The organism is Ruegeria sp. CDSB013, assembly GCF_059611165.1.
Genome location: NZ_JBXWPA010000001.1, coordinates 631,078 through 648,858 on the forward strand (window position 1 = coordinate 631,078; position 17,781 = coordinate 648,858).

18 protein-coding genes are annotated in these 17,781 nt (G+C 56.0%); 7 read left to right on the forward strand and 11 right to left on the reverse strand.

Annotation, left to right across the window (positions count from 1 at the left end):
- Positions 1–3: 3 nt before the first annotated feature.
- The 3 genes from olsA to tsf all read left to right on the forward strand — a co-directional run bounded on the left by olsA (position 4) and on the right by tsf (position 2,762).
- Positions 4–840 (forward strand): lyso-ornithine lipid O-acyltransferase, encoded by an 837-nt coding sequence (gene olsA, locus AC2FJF_RS03180; protein WP_496722866.1) that lies wholly within the window; start codon positions 4–6, stop codon positions 838–840.
- A gap of 166 nt (positions 841–1,006) precedes the next feature.
- Positions 1,007–1,810, forward strand: coding sequence for a 30S ribosomal protein S2 (gene rpsB, locus AC2FJF_RS03185; protein ID WP_496721825.1), 804 nt, complete (start codon positions 1,007–1,009; stop codon positions 1,808–1,810).
- A gap of 76 nt (positions 1,811–1,886) precedes the next feature.
- On the forward strand, positions 1,887–2,762 hold the full coding sequence (gene tsf, locus AC2FJF_RS03190; protein ID WP_108858613.1) for a translation elongation factor Ts: 876 nt from the start codon (positions 1,887–1,889) through the stop codon (positions 2,760–2,762).
- Positions 2,763–3,130: 368 nt separating this feature from the next.
- Here the strand turns inward: tsf and AC2FJF_RS03195 are convergent, their stop codons facing one another.
- The 3 genes from AC2FJF_RS03195 to AC2FJF_RS03205 all read right to left on the reverse strand — a co-directional run bounded on the left by AC2FJF_RS03195 (position 3,131) and on the right by AC2FJF_RS03205 (position 5,460).
- Complete coding sequence (locus AC2FJF_RS03195; RefSeq protein ID WP_496722870.1) at positions 3,131–3,886, reverse strand: LuxR family transcriptional regulator; 756 nt, start codon at positions 3,884–3,886, stop codon at positions 3,131–3,133.
- Positions 3,883–4,332 (reverse strand): type II 3-dehydroquinate dehydratase, encoded by a 450-nt coding sequence (gene aroQ, locus AC2FJF_RS03200; protein ID WP_496722872.1) that lies wholly within the window; start codon positions 4,330–4,332, stop codon positions 3,883–3,885. Before aroQ ends, AC2FJF_RS03195 begins: the two co-directional genes overlap by 4 nt.
- Positions 4,333–4,458: 126 nt before the next feature.
- Positions 4,459–5,460 carry an NADPH:quinone oxidoreductase family protein gene (locus tag AC2FJF_RS03205; RefSeq protein WP_496722874.1) on the reverse strand — a complete coding sequence of 334 codons (1,002 nt, stop codon included), beginning with the start codon at positions 5,458–5,460 and terminating at the stop codon, positions 4,459–4,461.
- 134 nt (positions 5,461–5,594) lie between these two features.
- Between AC2FJF_RS03205 and AC2FJF_RS03210 the strand changes: the two genes are divergently transcribed.
- A complete protein-coding gene (locus AC2FJF_RS03210; protein WP_496722876.1) occupies positions 5,595–6,413 on the forward strand; it encodes an SDR family oxidoreductase in 819 nt (272 codons plus the stop codon).
- A gap of 23 nt (positions 6,414–6,436) precedes the next feature.
- Positions 6,437–7,462: a phosphotransferase family protein gene (locus AC2FJF_RS03215; RefSeq protein WP_496722878.1), complete on the forward strand. Its 1,026-nt coding sequence runs from the start codon at positions 6,437–6,439 to the stop codon at positions 7,460–7,462.
- Positions 7,463–7,470: 8 nt separating this feature from the next.
- Here AC2FJF_RS03215 and AC2FJF_RS03220 read toward each other — a convergent pair whose 3' ends face one another.
- Positions 7,471–8,079 (reverse strand): 2-hydroxychromene-2-carboxylate isomerase, encoded by a 609-nt coding sequence (locus AC2FJF_RS03220; RefSeq protein WP_496722880.1) that lies wholly within the window; start codon positions 8,077–8,079, stop codon positions 7,471–7,473.
- Positions 8,080–8,275: 196 nt separating this feature from the next.
- Here AC2FJF_RS03220 and AC2FJF_RS03225 point away from each other — a divergent pair, with 196 nt between their 5' ends.
- Both AC2FJF_RS03225 and AC2FJF_RS03230 read left to right on the forward strand, forming a co-directional pair.
- Positions 8,276–9,505: a serine hydrolase domain-containing protein gene (locus AC2FJF_RS03225; protein WP_496722882.1), complete on the forward strand. Its 1,230-nt coding sequence runs from the start codon at positions 8,276–8,278 to the stop codon at positions 9,503–9,505.
- A 49-nt stretch (positions 9,506–9,554) separates the two neighbouring features.
- On the forward strand, positions 9,555–10,445 hold the full coding sequence (locus tag AC2FJF_RS03230; protein WP_496722884.1) for an acyl-CoA thioesterase: 891 nt from the start codon (positions 9,555–9,557) through the stop codon (positions 10,443–10,445).
- On the opposite strand, the gene AC2FJF_RS03235 is transcribed toward AC2FJF_RS03230, so the two are convergent.
- The 7 genes from AC2FJF_RS03235 to pstC all read right to left on the reverse strand — a co-directional run bounded on the left by AC2FJF_RS03235 (position 10,421) and on the right by pstC (position 17,724).
- The gene (locus AC2FJF_RS03235; protein WP_496722886.1) at positions 10,421–11,188 is read right to left on the reverse strand and encodes an SDR family oxidoreductase; all 768 of its coding nucleotides are present in this window, start codon (positions 11,186–11,188) and stop codon (positions 10,421–10,423) included. The two genes, AC2FJF_RS03230 and AC2FJF_RS03235, sit on opposite strands and share 25 nt — an antisense overlap.
- A 120-nt stretch (positions 11,189–11,308) precedes the next feature.
- A complete protein-coding gene (locus tag AC2FJF_RS03240) occupies positions 11,309–12,538 on the reverse strand; it encodes an acyl-CoA dehydrogenase (RefSeq protein ID WP_282118434.1) in 1,230 nt (409 codons plus the stop codon).
- 125 nt (positions 12,539–12,663) lie between these two features.
- A complete protein-coding gene (phoB, locus tag AC2FJF_RS03245; protein ID WP_109311502.1) occupies positions 12,664–13,353 on the reverse strand; it encodes a phosphate regulon transcriptional regulator PhoB in 690 nt (229 codons plus the stop codon).
- Positions 13,354–13,365: 12 nt separating this feature from the next.
- A complete protein-coding gene (gene phoU, locus AC2FJF_RS03250; protein WP_496722889.1) occupies positions 13,366–14,067 on the reverse strand; it encodes a phosphate signaling complex protein PhoU in 702 nt (233 codons plus the stop codon).
- Positions 14,068–14,083: 16 nt separating this feature from the next.
- Positions 14,084–14,881 (reverse strand): phosphate ABC transporter ATP-binding protein PstB, encoded by a 798-nt coding sequence (gene pstB, locus AC2FJF_RS03255; RefSeq protein ID WP_058271912.1) that lies wholly within the window; start codon positions 14,879–14,881, stop codon positions 14,084–14,086.
- A 12-nt stretch (positions 14,882–14,893) separates the two neighbouring features.
- On the reverse strand, positions 14,894–16,255 hold the full coding sequence (gene pstA, locus AC2FJF_RS03260) for a phosphate ABC transporter permease PstA (RefSeq protein ID WP_282118432.1): 1,362 nt from the start codon (positions 16,253–16,255) through the stop codon (positions 14,894–14,896).
- Positions 16,252–17,724, reverse strand: a complete 1,473-nt coding sequence (gene pstC, locus AC2FJF_RS03265; protein ID WP_282151223.1) for a phosphate ABC transporter permease subunit PstC — start codon at positions 17,722–17,724, stop codon at positions 16,252–16,254. Before pstC ends, pstA begins: the two co-directional genes overlap by 4 nt.
- Positions 17,725–17,781 lie beyond the last annotated feature (57 nt).

Here is a 17,781-nt window from a genome sequence, read left to right on the forward strand (position 1 = left end):
CCAGTGAACGATCCACTTTGGGACAGTGACGACGCACCAGACCCGATTGAATTGGGAATTCTGGGCTGGGTTTTGGTGATCTTGCGCGGCCTTCCCTTGGCGCTACTGGTGTTTGGCGGGCTGCTCGTTTTGTTGACCGTTCGCCTGATCGAGCGCCCGCTGTTCGGTTTACGTCGTCCGATCACTCCGTTCATTGCGCAGTTTGTCTGCCGCAATGCGCTCCGGCTTCTTGGCATCGGCTTTCGCAGCTCCGGCGAATTGATGCGCGAACGCGGCGCGGTGGTCGCAAACCACACATCATGGCTCGACATCTTTGCGCTGAACGCACGCAAACGGGTTTACTTCGTGTCCAAGGCCGAGGTGGCCAAATGGCCGGGTATCGGCTGGCTGGCCCGCGCCACGGGCACGGTGTTTATCGAGCGTGACCGCAATAAAGCCCGCGAACAGACACTGATCTTTGAAGAGCGCTTGAAAGTCGGGCATAAGCTGTTGTTTTTCCCCGAGGGCACCTCGACCGATGGTCTTCGCGTTTTACCTTTTAAAACAACCCTTTTCGCCGCGTTCTTCTCGGATGAATTGCGGGACTTTATGTATGTTCAGCCTGTATCCGTAGTCTTTCACGCACCCAAAGGGCAGCCTGACAGGTTCTATGGTTGGTGGGGCGATATGGATTTTGCCCCGCATCTTCTCAAGACCTTGGGCGCGCGTCGGCAGGGTACGGTGGAATTGATTTACCACGTTCCAGCCAAAGTCAGCGATTTTGCCGACCGCAAGGCGTTGGCCGCACATTGCGAAGAGGCAGTGCGCCACGCGCATGCAATTGCGCGGCTTGAAAAATAAGGCCATTTGCCACTTGCACAGGACGAATTCCTACCGTATACGCGCGCCATTAAAACCCGCAGGCGGGGTTTGGGCTATTTGAGGGAGACATCCTTATCTGGCCCGCCGGTTGGAGCATCCGCTTCTTTCACCCCCGCCCAGGCGTAAACCGGAAAAGGAAAATAGCATGGCTCTTCCCGAGTTCACCATGCGTCAGCTGTTGGAAGCTGGCGTTCACTTTGGTCACCAGACGCAGCGTTGGAATCCCCGCATGGGCCCGTTCATCTACGGCTCGCGCAATGGCATCCACATCATGGACCTGACCCAGACCGTTCCAATGTTGGATCAGGCTCTGCAGGCCGTTCGTGACACCGTTGCAAAAGGTGGCCGTGTTCTGTTCGTTGGTACCAAGCGTCAGGCTGCTCAGCCGATCGCAGAAGCCGCTGAAAAGTCGGCTCAGTACTACATGAACCACCGCTGGCTGGGCGGAACGCTGACCAACTGGAAAACCGTTTCCCAGTCGATCAACCGTCTGAACCAGATCGACGAAGCCATGGAAACGGGCGCCGAAGGCCTGACCAAGAAAGAGCGTCTGGGCATGGAACGTGACCAGGGCAAACTGCAGGCATCGCTGGGCGGTATCCGCGAGATGGGTGGCGTTCCTGATCTGCTGTTCGTCATCGACGTCAAAAAAGAAGCACTGGCCATCGCCGAAGCCAACAAGCTGGGTATCCCGGTTGTGGCAATTGTCGACACCAACTGCTCGCCCGATGGTGTTGATTACATCATCCCCGGCAACGACGACGCAGCGCGCGCGATCTCTCTGTATTGCGATCTGGTTGCTCGTGCCGCTCTCGACGGTATGACCGCTCAGATGGGTGCTGCAGGCGTTGACCTGGGCGCATTCGAAGAAGCACCGGTTGAAGAAGTCGTTGCGGAAGAAGCACCCGTTGCAGAAGAAGCCACGCCGGAAGCCAAAGCCGAAGCGTAAGCTGCCCGTCACGTAAATGACATATGGGGCAGGGTAGACCTGCCCCAATTCCGTTTGAATTGAGGAGAGCCAAAAGATGGCAATCACAGCAGCAATGGTTAAAGAACTGCGCGACTCGACCGGCGCAGGCATGATGGACGCGAAAAAAGCGCTGACCGAAACCGGCGGCAACATGGACGAAGCCGTTGATTGGCTGCGCACCAAAGGTCTGGCCAAAGCGGCCAAGAAATCCGGCCGTACCGCAGCAGAAGGTCTGGTTGCAGTTCACGTCAACGGTGGCAACGGTGTTGCTGTCGAAGTGAACTCGGAAACCGATTTCGTTGCGAAGAACGCCGAGTTCCAGGAAATGGTTGGCAAGATTGCTTACGCGGCAGAAGGCGTCGACAATGTCGAAGCTCTGTTGGCGGCCGATCTGGGCGGCAAGAATGTTGCTGACACCCTGACCGACAAGATCGCCACTATTGGTGAAAACATGTCGGTTCGCCGCATGGCGAAACTGTCAGGCGACACTGTTGTGTCCTACGTTCACAACGCGGCCACCAACGGCATGGGCAAAATCGGTGTTCTGGTTGCTCTGTCCGGTGGTGACGAAGTGATCGGCAAGCAGATTGCGATGCACATCGCAGCTGTGAACCCGGCGGCTCTGTCCGAAGCGGACATGGACCCAGCTGTTGTCGAAAAAGAAAAGCAGGTTCAGATGGACATCGCCCGCGAATCCGGCAAGCCGGAGCAGGTGATCGAAAAAATGATCGTTGGCCGTATGAAGAAATTCGTCGCGGAATCAACTCTGTTGAACCAGTCGTTCGTTGTGAACCCTGACCTGACCGTCGAAGCCGCTGCCAAAGAAGCAGGCGCAACCATCACCGGTTTCGTCCGTCTGGAAGTTGGCGAAGGCATCGTGGTCGAAAAAGAAGACTTCGCAGCCGAAGTTGCCAAGGCCGTACAGGGCTAAGTCTGACAGAGGCCCTGAAAGGGGCCTCAACCTGAACAGAATTAAACCGGCTACTTTCCCAGTAGTCGGTTTTTTTGCGCCTTTCGGCGTAGGAACAGATCATACACTACTATTGGAAGGATTGAGGGGCCCCGCAGATGGGGATGGTCGAGGCCCCCCAAAATTCCGACTAAGAGACGCGGACAAATAGACGCCTTTATGTCAGAGCGATCGGAGAGCTTTGGTATTGCAAAGATCCGATCAAAACGTTCCCAGGCTAAAGCCACCACTCACGGAACAATATCACTGTGCAACTGGAGCTCAGATTCGGGAAGTCATGTTTTCCTTACCCTACGTAAATTGACGCAATTTAGCGTCAAAAAAACACATCATGCTTCCATGATGAACATCTGATTTTGAAGGGATGCTTTGAGCACGGCTTGCGCTGTTGTTTCGACTGACAGAGACTCACGGGCAAGCCTCAGGTGCTTCTCAACAGTCGCCGATGTCAGTCCCATCAAAAGCGCTATGTCCTGCGTTGTCTTCCCATCGCCAACCCATTCCAGCGCCTCGCGCTGACGCTTCGTCAGAGCGCGATTGGGGGTGTTGTAGGGCAGGGTGAGAATCTTCAGATGCGCGACATTGTTCATCAACAAGATGTCATCGCCATGTTCCGCCCAGATTGCGTCGACCTCATCCTGACTAGTGTCACCACCAGCCGAAAGAGAGATCGCCCCCTTGGAGCGCATCGAAACCGAGGTGAAACTGACAGTGTATCCCGCCACAACGCCTTTTGACCTGTTGAACTCGTATACTTGGCGTTCCTGGGCGGTCATCGTGCCGTCGGAATTCATATCCTGAATCATTCTCCAACTGGCCGCGCCTTCATTGTGCAGCGCCCATTTCAGCATTGGCGCATGAAAGTACAGCCCGTCCCGCACGAAACCATCAATGTATTCTTTGCCATGGTTTGTAAGGATGGTGAAGTCTTCGGGGTCACCCAAAGACGTCTCGGTCCTGTAGCGCGTATAGCCGTATAGCAGACGGTCGAACCCGAAAATTGCCATCTGGCGGCAATGAGCGTCCCAAAGCTCTTCCAGAGTTTTGACGTAGCTGAGGAAATTTAGATACTCACCCAGCTTCATACGGACCCCTCATTTTGCAAATGCGCCGACAGCGCATCCAACGCCATCACGTAGCTCTGAAGCCCAAAGCCGCAGATCTGTCCCAGCGCGACCGGCGCCACATAGGATTTGTGCCGGAAGGGTTCGCGGGCGTGTATGTTTGACAGGTGAACCTCAACAACCGGCAGCTCGACCGAAGATATCGCGTCCATCAAGGCGACCGAGGTGTGGGTATACGCCCCAGCGTTCAGAATGATCCCACCCTGATTGCCTTTGGCCGCGTGGATCGCGTCGATCAGCACACCTTCGTGATTGGATTGCAGGTGTGATACGTCCAACCCGATCGACGCGCCGTGACTTACACAGGTTTCTTCGACCATTTTCAGCGTTGTACGGCCATAAACCTCGGGTTGTCGTGTGCCCAGCAAGTTCAGGTTCGGACCGTTCAAAATCAGAACTTTATGCATTCATTCTCCGTCCCATTACTGGTTGATAAACGTGATTAGGTATGGATGTCCACCAACCTGCGCACTCATCAGGCGAGTGTCGCGCATCGGACACCATCAAATCTTGAACTGAGCGTCGAAAACCAGTCAGGTTTCGGGCATCGTTATCACAACTTTTCCAAGAACGGTGCGGTCGTTCAGCAATGTCAGTGCCTCGCTTGCTTCCGCCAACGGAAACCGTTCGCTGATTTGCGGTTTTATCTGAGATTTGGCATATAAGTCGAACAATTCCCTGACATTTTCGGCATGGCCCTTGGGATCACGATAGACCGAAGCCCCCCAGAACACGCCAACGACCTGGCAGCCCTTCAACAATGGTAGATTGAGTGGGATTTTGGGTATTCCGGCCGGAAACCCGACAACAAGGAACCGGCCATTCCACGCCATGCTGCGCAGCGCTGGTTCGGCATAATCCCCACCAACGGCATCATAGACGACATCCACGCCATTTGCGCCCGCTATAGCCTTGATTTCACCGGAGAATGCTTTTTGCGCATCGCGGTCCATCTGACGGGAATATACGATTGTGTCGTCCGCCCCGATTTGACGGCAAAAATCCGCCTTTTCCTGAGAAGATACGGCCGCTATGACACGCGCCCCCATCGCCTTGCCCAGCTCAATGGCCGCGCTACCGACACCACCTGCGGCACCCAGCACCAAAAGCGTTTCGCCAGGCTGCAATGCGGCACGGTCCTTCAGCGCGTGGTAGGACGTGCCGTAGGTGAAAATGAAACATGCGGCGTCATCGAATGGCATCGATGTAAGGAATTTCACGGCTGTGGCCGCCTTGATCGTCAATTGCGTGGCAAAACCGCCATATCCGGTCAACGCCAGAACCCTGTCCCCAACCTCGAACCCAGTTACGCCTTCGCCAACGCCCAATACCTCACCTGCGATTTCCCCACCCGGGGCAAATGGTCTGGGTGGTTTAATCTGATACAGGTCCTGGATCATCAACGTATCGGGGAAATTGACGCCGGCAGCCTTGACCCCGATCAGCAACTCTCCCTTTCCTGGCACCGGGTCGGGCAGGGTCGTAAGTTCCAATGTATCCGGTCCGCCCGGCGCGACGCTGAGTAACGCTTGCATAATGACTGTCTTGTCCTTGTTATTCGGTTGAGAGGACCTTTGGCGCAGCGGTGAATGTTGTCAAGAATTCCGCTGGGTGCAAATCTCGCCGAAAGTAGCCACCTGTGCCACAATTCAAAACCGAGGAGCAGACCATGACCCCTGAAACCTTATTTTCGCTGCGGGGAAAAACCGCACTGGTGACAGGCGGTGCCACCGGCATTGGTCGGATGGCTGCGGAATCGCTTGTAAGGGCAGGGGCACGCGTGCTGATCGCGTCGCGCAAGGGGGAAGCCTGTGAAACCGTCGCGGCCGAGCTGAATGCTCTGGACGCGCCCGGAAGCGCCGAAGGTTTCAGCGGAGATGTCGGAACGGAAGAAGGCGTTCTGGCCATGGTCGATGAGGTCAAGAATCGCACGGATACCCTTGATATCCTGATGAATAATGCGGGCATCTCTTGGGGTTCACCGCTGGGACAGTTTCCCCATCACGCGTGGGAAAAGGTCAATTCCGTCAACGTCGCTGGTCTGTTCGAACTGACGCAGCGTCTGTTGCCGATGCTGATGAAGTCCGGAACACCTGATGATCCGGCGCGCGTGGTCAACGTTGGATCGGTAATGGGTGAGGTACCGATGGGCGACGGTGCCTACAGCTATTCCGCATCCAAAGCTGCGGTGCTGCACTTGACCAAGATTCTGGCCAAGGAATTGTCGCCCTATCACGTCACTGTTAACGCGCTTGCACCGGGACCATTCGTATCACGGATGACAGCCTTTGCGACGGCAGACGAGGGCACGCGCGAAAAGGTTGGCAAGACAGTTCCGTTGGGCCGTGTTGGTCGCGACGAGGATATCGCCGGGTGCATGTTGTTCCTGTGCGGGCGTGGCGGCAGCTATGTGACCGGAGCCGTCATCCCGGTTTCTGGGGGCCTAAACGTGGTGACCGCCGGTAATCTCTTCGCCGAAGCACTATAGGGCCGGGGGAATAGTTGTTGGAAATGCGTGATAAATCACAACTCGACCTGACGGCGCTAGACACCTATCTCAGCGCAAATTTGGACGGTTACATGGGGCCGCTGGAAGCGACGAAATTCGCCATTGGACAATCCAACCCGACTTTCGAACTGCGCACACCGTCTAAGACTTACGTGCTGCGCCGTAAACCGCCAGGCGTTTTGCTGAAATCAGCCCATGCCGTGGAACGCGAGTTTCGCGTTCAAAGCGCACTGGCCAAGAGCGCGGTTCCGGTCCCTCGGATGATGCTGCTTTGCGAGGATGACGACATCATCGGTTCGGCGTTTTATGTCATGGAACGGTTGCAGGGGCGTGTATTCCTTGAGCCGACGGTGGATGAGGCCGACAACGCAACTCGCAGTGGTGTATTCGACGAAATGAACCGCGTGCTGGCCGATTTGCATGAGGTCGATGTGGACGCGGTAGGCCTGTCCGATTATGGCCCGTCGGGCAACTACTTTGAGCGCCAAATTGCCCGTTGGACCAAGCAGTATCGCGCATCCGAGACAACGACCATCCCCGAAATGGACGCGCTTATTTCCGCGCTTGAGGGGGCCATTCCAAACGATGACGGTCAGCGAACTTTGGTGCATGGTGACTACCGCATTGATAATCTGATGTTCGAGCAAAACGGTTCGCGCTGCATTGGCGTTCTGGATTGGGAGCTGTCGACGATTGGGCACCCATACGCAGATCTGGCGGCAGTCATCATGCAGTGGCAATTACCCCCCGGAAACGAGGGGCGCGGATTGGCAGGCGTCGACCGTCAAGCCCTGGGAATACCGTCGGATCAAGAGTTTATCGGGCGATATTGCCAGCGTCGCGGTTTGCCTGGGATTGAGAATTTCGGGTTCCACCTGGCGTTCAATTTCTTCCGAATGGCCGGAATTCTACAGGGGGTGTATAAGCGCGCTTTGGACGGGAACGCATCTGATCCCAAACGCGCGCAGGTGTTTGGGGCTTATGTATCGGTGTTTGCAAAACACGGGCTTGCCGCGCTGGATTCGTAGTTCGGGTGTCAGTCCGGCGCTTTGGAAAGTTCTAGTTTCAGATTGCCCAGGCTGTTCTTGCCAAAAAACATCTCGGTGCCCACAAACATTGTGGGCACTCCGAATACGCCTCGTTTTACGGCGGCCTTGGATTGCTCTTTGAGCTGCTGCTTTATTTCGGCACCCGTCATAGCGTCGCGGATCTTGCGCGCGGGAAGTTTGTTTTCCTGCATGATATCCATCAGCACACCCAGTTCATCGACTTTTTGACCATGTACCCAGATCGCATCAAATATTGCGTTTATAAATTTGGATTCCCAGGATTTACCGGAGGCAAATACAGCACCGCGCATGGCAAATTTTGTGTTCACCGGGAAATGCGGACTCATATGAAAGCTCAATCCGCGTCTGCGAGCAAAGCGATGAAGATCATGGGTCAAATAGGCTGTTTTCTGGCGGTTTTCCGAAAATGCCTCAAACGGGTTCTGATTATGCGTCGCCTTGAATATCGTGGGCAGTAACACGGGCACATAGCTTACCCGCATGCCATTTCGGTCCGCCAGTTTGGGCAAGACCTTATGGGCTAGAAATGCGTTTGGGCTGCAAAAATCGAAAATGAAATCTATGGTCTGCGTCATTGTCTAAACTCCGATACGACGATCTGTGAAATGAACTCTGAACCACCAGACGAATCTGTAACGCGTCCAGTGTACAGGCGGGAAGGCTGGCGCGCACTGGCCGTTGGTCACGATGTGGGAAATCAGGGATTCCTCTGTCAATTCAGTGCGTAACCGGTCAAGATCAACGAAACCGCCGAGGAGGTTCGAGAAACCCATGCGCAGCCAGACGACCCTTGATCCTGCCCGCCTGAACCGAATACGGGACTGGATGCAGCGCTATGTCGATGAGCGCAAATACGCGGGCAGTTCATTACTATTGACCCACCACGGGTCCGAGGGATTTTTTCACGCCTGTGGCCTTAGAAATGTAGACAAGGACCTACCATTTCAGCGCGATACGCTTGTGCGGATCTATTCTATGACGAAACCCATCACCTCGGTTGCGGTGATGATGCTGGCTGAGCGTGGGTTGTTTCACCTCGACGCGCAACTTTCTGAATTTCTGCCTGAATTTGCTTCCGTTCAGGCTCTTGTTCCCGGGGCGGAGAGGCTGGATCAAACCGAAGATGCACCATCCCCAACACTGCATCAGCTTCTGACACATACAAGCGGATTCAGCTATCCGTTCAATCCCGGTGTTCTCCCGGCAGCGATGGATGCACAGAAGCTGATTTTTAGCCCCAATCAAGGGCCTTTGAAGGACAGGATCGGCGCACTGGCACAACTGCCATTGGCGTTCCAGCCCGGAACCCGTTGGGAATATTCAGTTTCCACTGATGTATTGGGCCGCGTGGTCGAGGTTGTGTCCGGCAAAACCTTGGATCAGTTCTTCGTGCAAGAAATCTTTGAGCCGCTTGGGATGGCCGAGACCGGATTTTCTGTGCCCAAAGGGGCAGGGGATCGGTTCGCGTCTCTCTATACGCCGTTGGCCGGGGACGCGATGGCGCTGAATTCGGCCGAGACCGGCGATGACACCCTGCGATTGACAGACGAGGCAGGCGCATCCCCATTTGAAAAGGCCACGACCTTTTCGGGCGGTGGTGGTCTGGTCAGCACGATCGACGACTACGTCAAATTCACCGAGATGATGCGAAACCGGGGGCAGGGCAACGGCCACCGCTTGCTGGGCCCAAAGACAGTCGACTTCATGCTGCAAAACCACTTGCCGGGCGATATCGCCTCGATGGGCCCGCAGAGCTTTGCCGAGCAACCGATGGAAGGCATGGGATTTGGTCTGGCCGGGTCAGTCATCATCAACCCCGGCAGAACCCGAACACCTGGATCATTGGGGGATTTCAGTTGGGGCGGTATGGCTTCGACATTCTTTTGGATTGACCGCAGCAATGATCTGTCGGCCGTATTCTTCACCCAATTGTCTCCATCCAGCTCTTACCCGTCCCGATCCGAGCTTAAGGCGCTAGTAATGGGCGCGTTGGTTGAATGACCCGCGCGGCGCTGATACGCCTTTTTCATAGCCAATCGGAGAGTCGCCAATGACCGAAGCAGAACGTGTCCTTCTTGACCTTTTGAACCTCGAAAGGCTCGAAGTGGACTTGTTCCGGGGCACAGGTTCAGGCGGCGAAACACCGACGCGAATTTTTGGCGGGCAGGTGGTGTCGCAGGCTCTGGCGGCGGCGTACCGAACTGTGGATGATCGGTTGTGCCATTCGTTGCACGCCTATTTCATTCGCCCCGGCGATCCAACTATTCCTGTTATTTATCAGGTCGATAGAGCGCGGGATGGAGGTTCATTCACAACACGGCGTGTGGTCGCGATCCAGCATGGCAAACAGATCCTGAACGTGTCGGCTTCGTTTCACATTCAGGATGAAGGCTGGGATCATCACCACGAGATGCCCCAGATGGAAGCCCCCGAAAGTTATCCATCACGCACAGAACTACGCGCGAAGTACGTGGATCTGGTGCCCAAACACCTGCGCGGAGAGTTGACACGCGAGCGACCTATCGAGGTCCGTGAGGCCAGCCATCTTGATCCGTTTACACCCGAAAAGACGGATGACAGAAATCAAATCTGGTTCCGTATGCCAGGTGCCGCGGGCGCTGATGCTGCCACTCAGCAGTTGCTGCTGACTTACGCGTCTGACATGTATCTGATGGGATCAGGTATGCGACCGCACGGCCTCAGCTGGTTTACGGGTGAAGTCAACGCGGCCAGCCTTGATCACGCTATGTGGTTCCACGCGCCGATACATTTCGAAAACTGGCATCTGTATTCGATGGAATCGCCATGGAGTGGGCGAGGGCGCAACTTCAACCGAGGGTCGATCTATGCACAAGACGGCACTTTGGTTGCTTCGGTCACACAGGAAGGCCTGATGCGCAAGGCGCAGAAGAAACTTTATTCATCGCCCGTAAATTGTTGATTTAACTTGTTCATGCCCCTGAGCCAACTGTCGTAATTGCTGGATTTGTGCCGAATGTAGTCCAACACTTTCGAATGCGGCAGCACCAGAAACTGTTCGGACTCAATGGCTTCGACACAGGCTTGGGCCACGTCTTCAGGCTCTAGCATGCCGTCAATAGACGCTACCGAATCCTCAAAGCCGCGTGTCATTTCGGACCGAACCGCTTGCGGACATAGAACGGAAACGCGCAGGCCTTTATGGCTGTATGTCAGCGACAGCCATTCGGCAAAGCCCACGGCGGCGTGTTTAGAAACGCCGTACGGTGCAGCGCCAGGCTGGTTCAAAAGTCCTGCAGCCGAGGCCGTTGTCATGATGTAGCCACCGCCGCGCGCGATCATATGCGGAACGAGATGACGCGCGGTCCAGACATGCGACATGACGTTGATCTTCCAGATCCGATCCCAGTCTTCGTCCGGAACGTCCAGGCCACCAAGGGTCAGGATACCAGCATTTGCACAGAACAGATCAATCGGGCCAATCTCATCTTCGACGTGATCAATCAACGCTTTGATACTGTCTTCGTCCGAAACATCGCACGTGACCGCGTGTCCGTTGATTTCCGTGGCCACGGAACGCGCGCCTTCGGTGTCTATGTCTGCGCATACGACCGTTGCACCTTCGAGCGCAAACCGGGTTGCCAGACCTTTACCGATACCGTTGGCTGCACCGGTTATCACCACAGTCTTGCCATTCAAGTTCATCAGGGGCTCCGAATTGGACGTTTTGAAAGGCATCGTAAGGCATTGGCAATTTTGGGAAAACCGGAAACTGCCAATGCTGGTTTTTTACCATAATACCGATTATGCGGTATTTAAAATATCCTAGTAGAAGGCCTGAAGTCCGGTCTGTGCCCGCCCCAAAATCAACGCATGAACGTCGTGTGTGCCTTCATAGGTGTTTACGGTTTCCAAGTTGACCATGTGACGGATAACCTGGAATTCCAGTGAGATGCCATTGCCGCCGTGCATGTCGCGGGCATTCCGCGCGATCTCCAAAGCCTTGCCGCAGTTGTTTCGCTTAACGATCGAGATCATCTCGGGCGCAGCTTCTGCCTGATCCATCAAACGGCCAACGCGCAGACTGGCTTGCAGGCCCAGGGCGATCTCGGTTTGCATGTCCGCCAGTTTGCGTTGGAACAGCTGCGTCTGCGCAAGCGGCTTGTTGAACTGTTTGCGGTCCAGACCATACTGACGCGCACCGTGCCAACAGCTTTCAGCGGCGCCCATGACGCCCCAGCTGATCCCGTAGCGCGCACGGTTCAGACAGCCAAACGGACCCTTCAGGCCCTGAACATGCGGCAGCAAGGCGCCCTCGTCCACTTCGACGCCGTCCAGAACGATCTCACCCGTAATCGATGCCCGCAGGCTCATCTTGTTCTGAATTTTGGGCGCGCTCAAACCTTTGAGACTCTTGTCCAAAACAAAGCCTCGGATCTTGCCGTCATGAGCATCGGATTTAGCCCACACCACAAAGACGTCTGCGATGGGTGAATTCGAGATCCACATCTTGCTGCCGGTCAGCCGATAACCACTGTCGATCTTTTCCGCGCGGGTTTTCATGCCCGCCGGGTCCGAGCCGGCATCAGGTTCTGTCAGACCAAAGCAACCGATCCATTCGCCGCTGGCCAGTTTTGGAAGGTACTTCCGGCGCTGTTCTTCGCTGCCATAGGCATAGATCGGGTACATCACCAATGAGCTTTGCACCGACATCATCGAGCGATAGCCAGAATCCACACGCTCAACCTCGCGCGCGACCAGGCCGTAGGACACATAACCGCCACCAAGACCGCCGTATTCTTCGGGGATCGTAGTGCCCAAAAGGCCCATTTCACCCATTTCGCGGAAGATTTCCGGGTCCGTTTCCTCGTTCTGGAAAGCTTCCAGAACCCGTGGTTGCAGCTTTTCCTGACAATATGCCTGCGCACTCGCGGCGATCATGCGCTCATCTTCTGTTAGCTGATCCGCCAGACGAAATGGATCGTCCCACGAGAACGCCCCCATGTCAGGTGCATCTTTGGCGCGCAAAGTTGGTTTGGTGTTCGGGGCGTTCATTTTGGTTCTCCGCTAGTCGGCTTTGTCGCAAAATACCCTGCCGTAACCGCAAATAACAGCTACAGTTTCGCAACGAACCATGAGTAAACCGCATAGAACAGGGCAGTGCGCCCTGCCCCGTGTTTTTACCCCAGCGCATACCCTGCGCCGCGAACCGTACGCACGGGATCTTCACCGCCATGCTGAGTCAGCGCCTTGCGCAAGCGGCCGATGTGAACGTCAACTGTTCTAGTGTCGACGTAGATATCGCGCCCCCAGACCCGGTCCAGCAGCTGTTCGCGGCTCCAGACACGACCCGGTTTTTCCATGAACGTGCTCAACAGACGAAACTCGGTCGGGCCCAGTTTCAGCGGCTTGCTGTTGCGGCTGACCTTATGTGTCTCGGAATCCAGAATGATATCCGCAAATTCAAGCTTGATACCGACCGTCGCCGGGCGAACACGGCGCAACTGTGTGCGCACGCGCGCCATAAGCTCGACAACCGAATACGGCTTGACCACATAGTCATCCGCCCCGGTTTCCAGCCCGCGCACCTTGTCGACCTCTTCCGACCGGGCTGAAAGCATGATGATGGGGATCGATCGTGTATCCGGGCGCGTTTTAAGGCGGCGGCACACTTCTATCCCGCTGAGGTTGGGCATCATCCAGTCCAGAACGATGATGTCCGGGCTGTCTTCATCAACTAGCAGCAATGCCTCGTCGCCATTGGCTGCCTTGGATACACGAAACCCTTCTGCTTCGAGGTTGTAAGCCAGCACTTCACGCTGGGCCAGTTCATCCTCAACAACCAGTACCGTAGGCTGATCAGCGGACATAATCGTTGCCTCCTAGGCGGTTTGCGAGGTGGTATCGGCTTTGGGACGTGCTTCCGACGGCCGTTCCCCAGTCACCAGATAAACCACCTGTTCAGCGATGGCTGTAACGTGATCGCCCATCCGTTCAATGTTCTTTGCGATGAAATGCAGGTGCATGCACGACGAGATGTTGCGGGGATCTTCAGCCATGAAGGTCAGAAACTCGCGGAATAGGCCGTTATACATCTGGTCTACTTCTTCATCCCGCTGGATCACGTCAGCGGCCAATTCGGCGTCACGTTGAATATAAGCGTCCAACGCGTCGCGCAGCATCCGCTCAACCTCGCGCGCCATACGGCGCAGGGCCGCGGCACTGCCGTTGATCTCGCCGGCGTCGACAAGAACCGTGGTGCGTTTGGCAATGTTTTTGGAATAGTCGCCGATACGTTCCAGGTTTGCCGAGACCTTCAGAACCGACAGAACCAGACGAAGGTCGCTCGCTGTGGGTGCCCGCAGCGCGATCACCCGCGCGGTTTCTTCGTTGATCAGATCCTCAAGCGCATCAATGGCTTTGTCGCCCTGACGCACCTGTTGGGCCAATTCGACATCCCGGGTTTCAAGCGAGCGCGCGGCGTTCATGATCGCGGCCTCGACCAGACCGCCCATCTTCATGATATGGGCCTGAACCGCTTCAAGGTCGCGGTCGAATGCGGATGCAATATGTTGTTCGGTCATGTTCAAATACCTGTCCTCAGCCAATACGGCCGGTGATGTAGCTTTCCGTGCGGGGGTCTTCGGGGTTGGTAAAGATCTGCCCGGTCTCGCCGAATTCCACCAGATTGCCCAAATGGAAGAACGCCGTTTTCTGGCTCACCCGCGCAGCCTGTTGCATCGAGTGGGTCACGATTACCACCGAATAGCGCGAGCGCAGTTCGTCAATCAGTTCCTCGACTTGCGCAGTGGCAATCGGGTCCAACGCCGAGCATGGCTCGTCCATCAGCAAAACCTCAGGTTCCGTTGCCACGGCACGGGCAATGCACAGGCGCTGTTGCTGACCACCGGACAGGCCTGTACCGGGGGCGTCCAAGCGGTCCTTGACCTCATCCCATATCGCAGCACGACGCAGAGATTTCTCAACGATATCATCCAGTTCCGATTTGTTCTTTGCAAGACCATGGATGCGCGGGCCATAGGCCACGTTGTCATAGATCGACTTGGGGAACGGGTTGGGTTTCTGAAACACCATTCCGACCTTGGCACGCAACTGCACCGGGTCGACACGCTTGTCATAGATATCTTCGCCGTCCAGCAGGATATCGCCCTCGACCCGGCAAATGTCGATGGTGTCGTTCATCCGGTTGAGGCAGCGCAGAAAAGTGGACTTGCCGCAGCCCGATGGGCCGATAAAGGCCGTTACGGTCTTGTCCTCGATCTGGACGTCCACGTCTTTGATGGCGTGCGTGTCGCCGTAGTAGACCTGAACGTTGTTGGCGGCGATCTTGATGGCTTTGGAGTCCACGGTTCTCTCCACTCGTGTCATATCATTCATAATAGCCCCCATTTACCAGCGGCGTTCAAAGCGGCGGCGCAGAAGTACCGCAATGGTGTTCATTGTAACGAGGAAGATCAACAGGATGATGATGCCCCCCCATGCACGTTCATAAAAGGCCGGGTCAGCGCGCTTGGACCATTCGTAGATCTGCGCCGGCATGGCCGAGTTCGGCGACAAGAAGCCCGCGACGATCCCATCAGGCGGGTTTGAGGCGATAAAGCCTACCATCCCGATCAGCAACAACGGTGCGGTTTCCCCCAACGCCTGCGCCAGACCAATGATGGTACCGGTCAGAATGCCGGGTGCGGCCAACGGCAGGACATGGTGGAACACCGCCTGCATTTTCGAGGCCCCTACCCCCAGCGCCGCATCTCGGATCGATGGCGGCACCGCCTTCAGCGACGCGCGGGTCGAGATGATGATCGTTGGCAGCGTCATCAGTGTCAGTACCAGTCCACCCACCAGCGGGGCTGAAGTAGGCAGATGCATGTAGTTGATGAACACAGCCAGACCCAGAATACCGAACACGATCGACGGCACAGCGGCCAGGTTCGAGATGTTGACCTCGATGATATCGGTCAACCGGTTTTGCGGTGCGAACTCTTCAAGATAAATCGAAGCCGCTACACCGATGGGCAAGGCCAGCGCCAGAACCACCAACATCATGAACAATGATCCCAGCATGGAGACACCGATCCCAGCCGCTTCGGGCCGTTGATCAGAGGCATCCGCACCGAAAATGAAATCCAGGTTGAAGGCTTTGTACAGCACACCCGCATCGCGTAGTTGATCCACGAAATCCAACTGTTCGACCGAAATGCTTTTGTCGTTGGCAATCGACTCGCGGGTTACGCGGCCTTTCATGTAGCCATCGACACGGCTGTTGACCAAAAAGCGGAAGCTGACGGTCTTGCCGATCTCATCGGGATTGGCGATGACATAGTTTCGCAACTCAGCCTGCGCCGCCTTGGACAGGATCTTGCCCATCTCCTTGGGTTTCAAGTCTGTCTGGATGCCCAGCTTTTCGACTTCGCTTTCCAGCGCAGACGCGATCAGAGGGGCATAGCCAAAGGTCGAAACCTTCTTGATATCCTCGATGTTCCGGTTGCCCTTCTTGTCCAGCTTGTCGGCCTTAAGCTCGACATTCAATTCAAGAAAGCTTTGCTGAAAGGCACCGGTTCCGGCTGTGACAATATTGGTCACCAGCACAATTAGCATCAGCAAGCCGATCCCGATGGCGGCGATGCCGTACATTTTGAACCGGCTTTCAGCCGCATTGCGGCGCTTGGTGCGTGCGTCCTTTTCGAACAGCGAACCACCTTTGGGCTTCGCGGTCGGAGCAGCGTCAGGCGTTTGGGAAATATCGGTCATTCGTACTGCTCCCGGTATTTGCGTACGATGTAGAGGGCGAAGATGTTCAGCCCCAGGGTGATGATGAACAGGGTCAGACCCAGCGCAAAGGCCACCAGCGTTTCGGGGCTGGCAAAATCGGTATCGCCGGTCAGCTGGCTGACAATCCGCGTGGTGATGGTTGTCATCGCTTCGAACGGGTTGCCCGAGAATTTGGCGATCGCTCCGGCGGCCATCACAACAATCATCGTTTCGCCAATGGCGCGGCTTGCGGCCAGAAGGATCGCGCCGACAATGCCGGGCAGCGCGGCCGGTAAGATCACGTTGCGCACGGTTTCCGAATGCGTCGCACCCAGACCCAGCGAGCCGTCGCGCATGGTTTGTGGTACCGCGTTAATAATGTCGTCCGACAGTGACGAGACAAACGGGATCAGCATGATCCCCATAACCAACCCGGCAGTCAGAACCGCATTTGAGCTGGCCATCCAACCCACTCCCAGCATGCCACCGTCGCCGAACATCGACACCAACGCCGGACCCACAGTCAGCAGCGCAAACAGACCGTAAACGATGGTCGGAATACCGGCGAGGATTTCCAGCAGTGGTTTGGCAATGGACCGCGTCACACCCGAGGCATACTCGGACAGATAGATCGCGGCAAACAGGCCAATCGGGACCGCCACAAGCAACGCGATCACTGAAATGTACAGCGTGCCCCACAACAGCGGCAGGATCGACAGCTCACTGCCACCGCGGAAGTTCGGTGCCCATGTGCTGCCGAAGAAGAAGTCCTTCCACGAATGCAGCTGAAAGAAGTTCATCGTCTCAAAAAGCATCGAAAGAACAATGCCGATGGTTGTCAGGATCGCAATTGACGCGGCCAACAAAAGCAGGGCCAGAACCCCCTGCTCTACCACGTTGCGGGCCCTAAACTCCTTGTGCGTACGCACATAAGCAAAGGCGGCCCCAAGCAGTGCCAAGGCCAAAACCACGACCTGCATCGCAACTGTCCCTGTGGACGTCATGCTGCGGAACTTCTGTGCTGCGACCAAAATCGGCTGTGTGATGTCCTGAGTCAGAACCTGGCCTGCGTCTTTAAGCGTTTTGGTCAGCGCTTCAATATCCGCATTGCCGTTTCGGGCTTGAGTTTCGGTCATCGCACCGCTGGCCACAGCGCCGTCCAGCCCGTATGCGACGCGGCGCACTTCACTCATGATCAGGCCACGCTCCGACCCTTCGGGCACTGCCTGATCAGGAATGAGGCTGGATACCGTGCTGTTTACGATCATCGGCTGGGCAAGCAGCCAAACGATCAGCACCCCAACTGCGGGAACCAGAGCCGTCAACGCAACATTGTAACCGTAGTAAGACGGTAAAGAATGCAAATCGCGGACGTTACCACCCGCACTTGCCAGAGCGCGGGACCGACCCGCAAAAAATCCGATCACTGCCAGCGCAAGCAGGATAAGCAACAGCCAGGATAACGCCATGAGAACTCCGTGGGGATGGCAGAGATGGAGTCAAAAAGAACCGGGGCGAGAAAAACC

Coding starts and splice junctions, on each gene's coding strand:
- phoB (WP_109311502.1), bottom strand. CDS start 13,353: ATGTCCGCTGATCAGCCTACGGTACTGGTTGTTGAGGATGAACTGGCC.
- AC2FJF_RS03195 (WP_496722870.1), bottom strand. CDS start 3,886: ATGAAGCTGGGTGAGTATCTAAATTTCCTCAGCTACGTCAAAACTCTG.
- AC2FJF_RS03235 (WP_496722886.1), bottom strand. CDS start 11,188: ATGAACTTGAATGGCAAGACTGTGGTGATAACCGGTGCAGCCAACGGT.
- AC2FJF_RS03240 (WP_282118434.1), bottom strand. CDS start 12,538: ATGAACGCCCCGAACACCAAACCAACTTTGCGCGCCAAAGATGCACCT.
- AC2FJF_RS03215 (WP_496722878.1), top strand. CDS start 6,437: ATGCGTGATAAATCACAACTCGACCTGACGGCGCTAGACACCTATCTC.
- AC2FJF_RS03225 (WP_496722882.1), top strand. CDS start 8,276: ATGCGCAGCCAGACGACCCTTGATCCTGCCCGCCTGAACCGAATACGG.
- phoU (WP_496722889.1), bottom strand. CDS start 14,067: ATGACCGAACAACATATTGCATCCGCATTCGACCGCGACCTTGAAGCG.
- tsf (WP_108858613.1), top strand. CDS start 1,887: ATGGCAATCACAGCAGCAATGGTTAAAGAACTGCGCGACTCGACCGGC.
- pstB (WP_058271912.1), bottom strand. CDS start 14,881: ATGAATGATATGACACGAGTGGAGAGAACCGTGGACTCCAAAGCCATC.
- pstA (WP_282118432.1), bottom strand. CDS start 16,255: ATGACCGATATTTCCCAAACGCCTGACGCTGCTCCGACCGCGAAGCCC.
- AC2FJF_RS03220 (WP_496722880.1), bottom strand. CDS start 8,079: ATGACGCAGACCATAGATTTCATTTTCGATTTTTGCAGCCCAAACGCA.
- AC2FJF_RS03230 (WP_496722884.1), top strand. CDS start 9,555: ATGACCGAAGCAGAACGTGTCCTTCTTGACCTTTTGAACCTCGAAAGG.
- rpsB (WP_496721825.1), top strand. CDS start 1,007: ATGGCTCTTCCCGAGTTCACCATGCGTCAGCTGTTGGAAGCTGGCGTT.
- pstC (WP_282151223.1), bottom strand. CDS start 17,724: ATGGCGTTATCCTGGCTGTTGCTTATCCTGCTTGCGCTGGCAGTGATC.
- AC2FJF_RS03210 (WP_496722876.1), top strand. CDS start 5,595: ATGACCCCTGAAACCTTATTTTCGCTGCGGGGAAAAACCGCACTGGTG.
- AC2FJF_RS03205 (WP_496722874.1), bottom strand. CDS start 5,460: ATGCAAGCGTTACTCAGCGTCGCGCCGGGCGGACCGGATACATTGGAA.
- aroQ (WP_496722872.1), bottom strand. CDS start 4,332: ATGCATAAAGTTCTGATTTTGAACGGTCCGAACCTGAACTTGCTGGGC.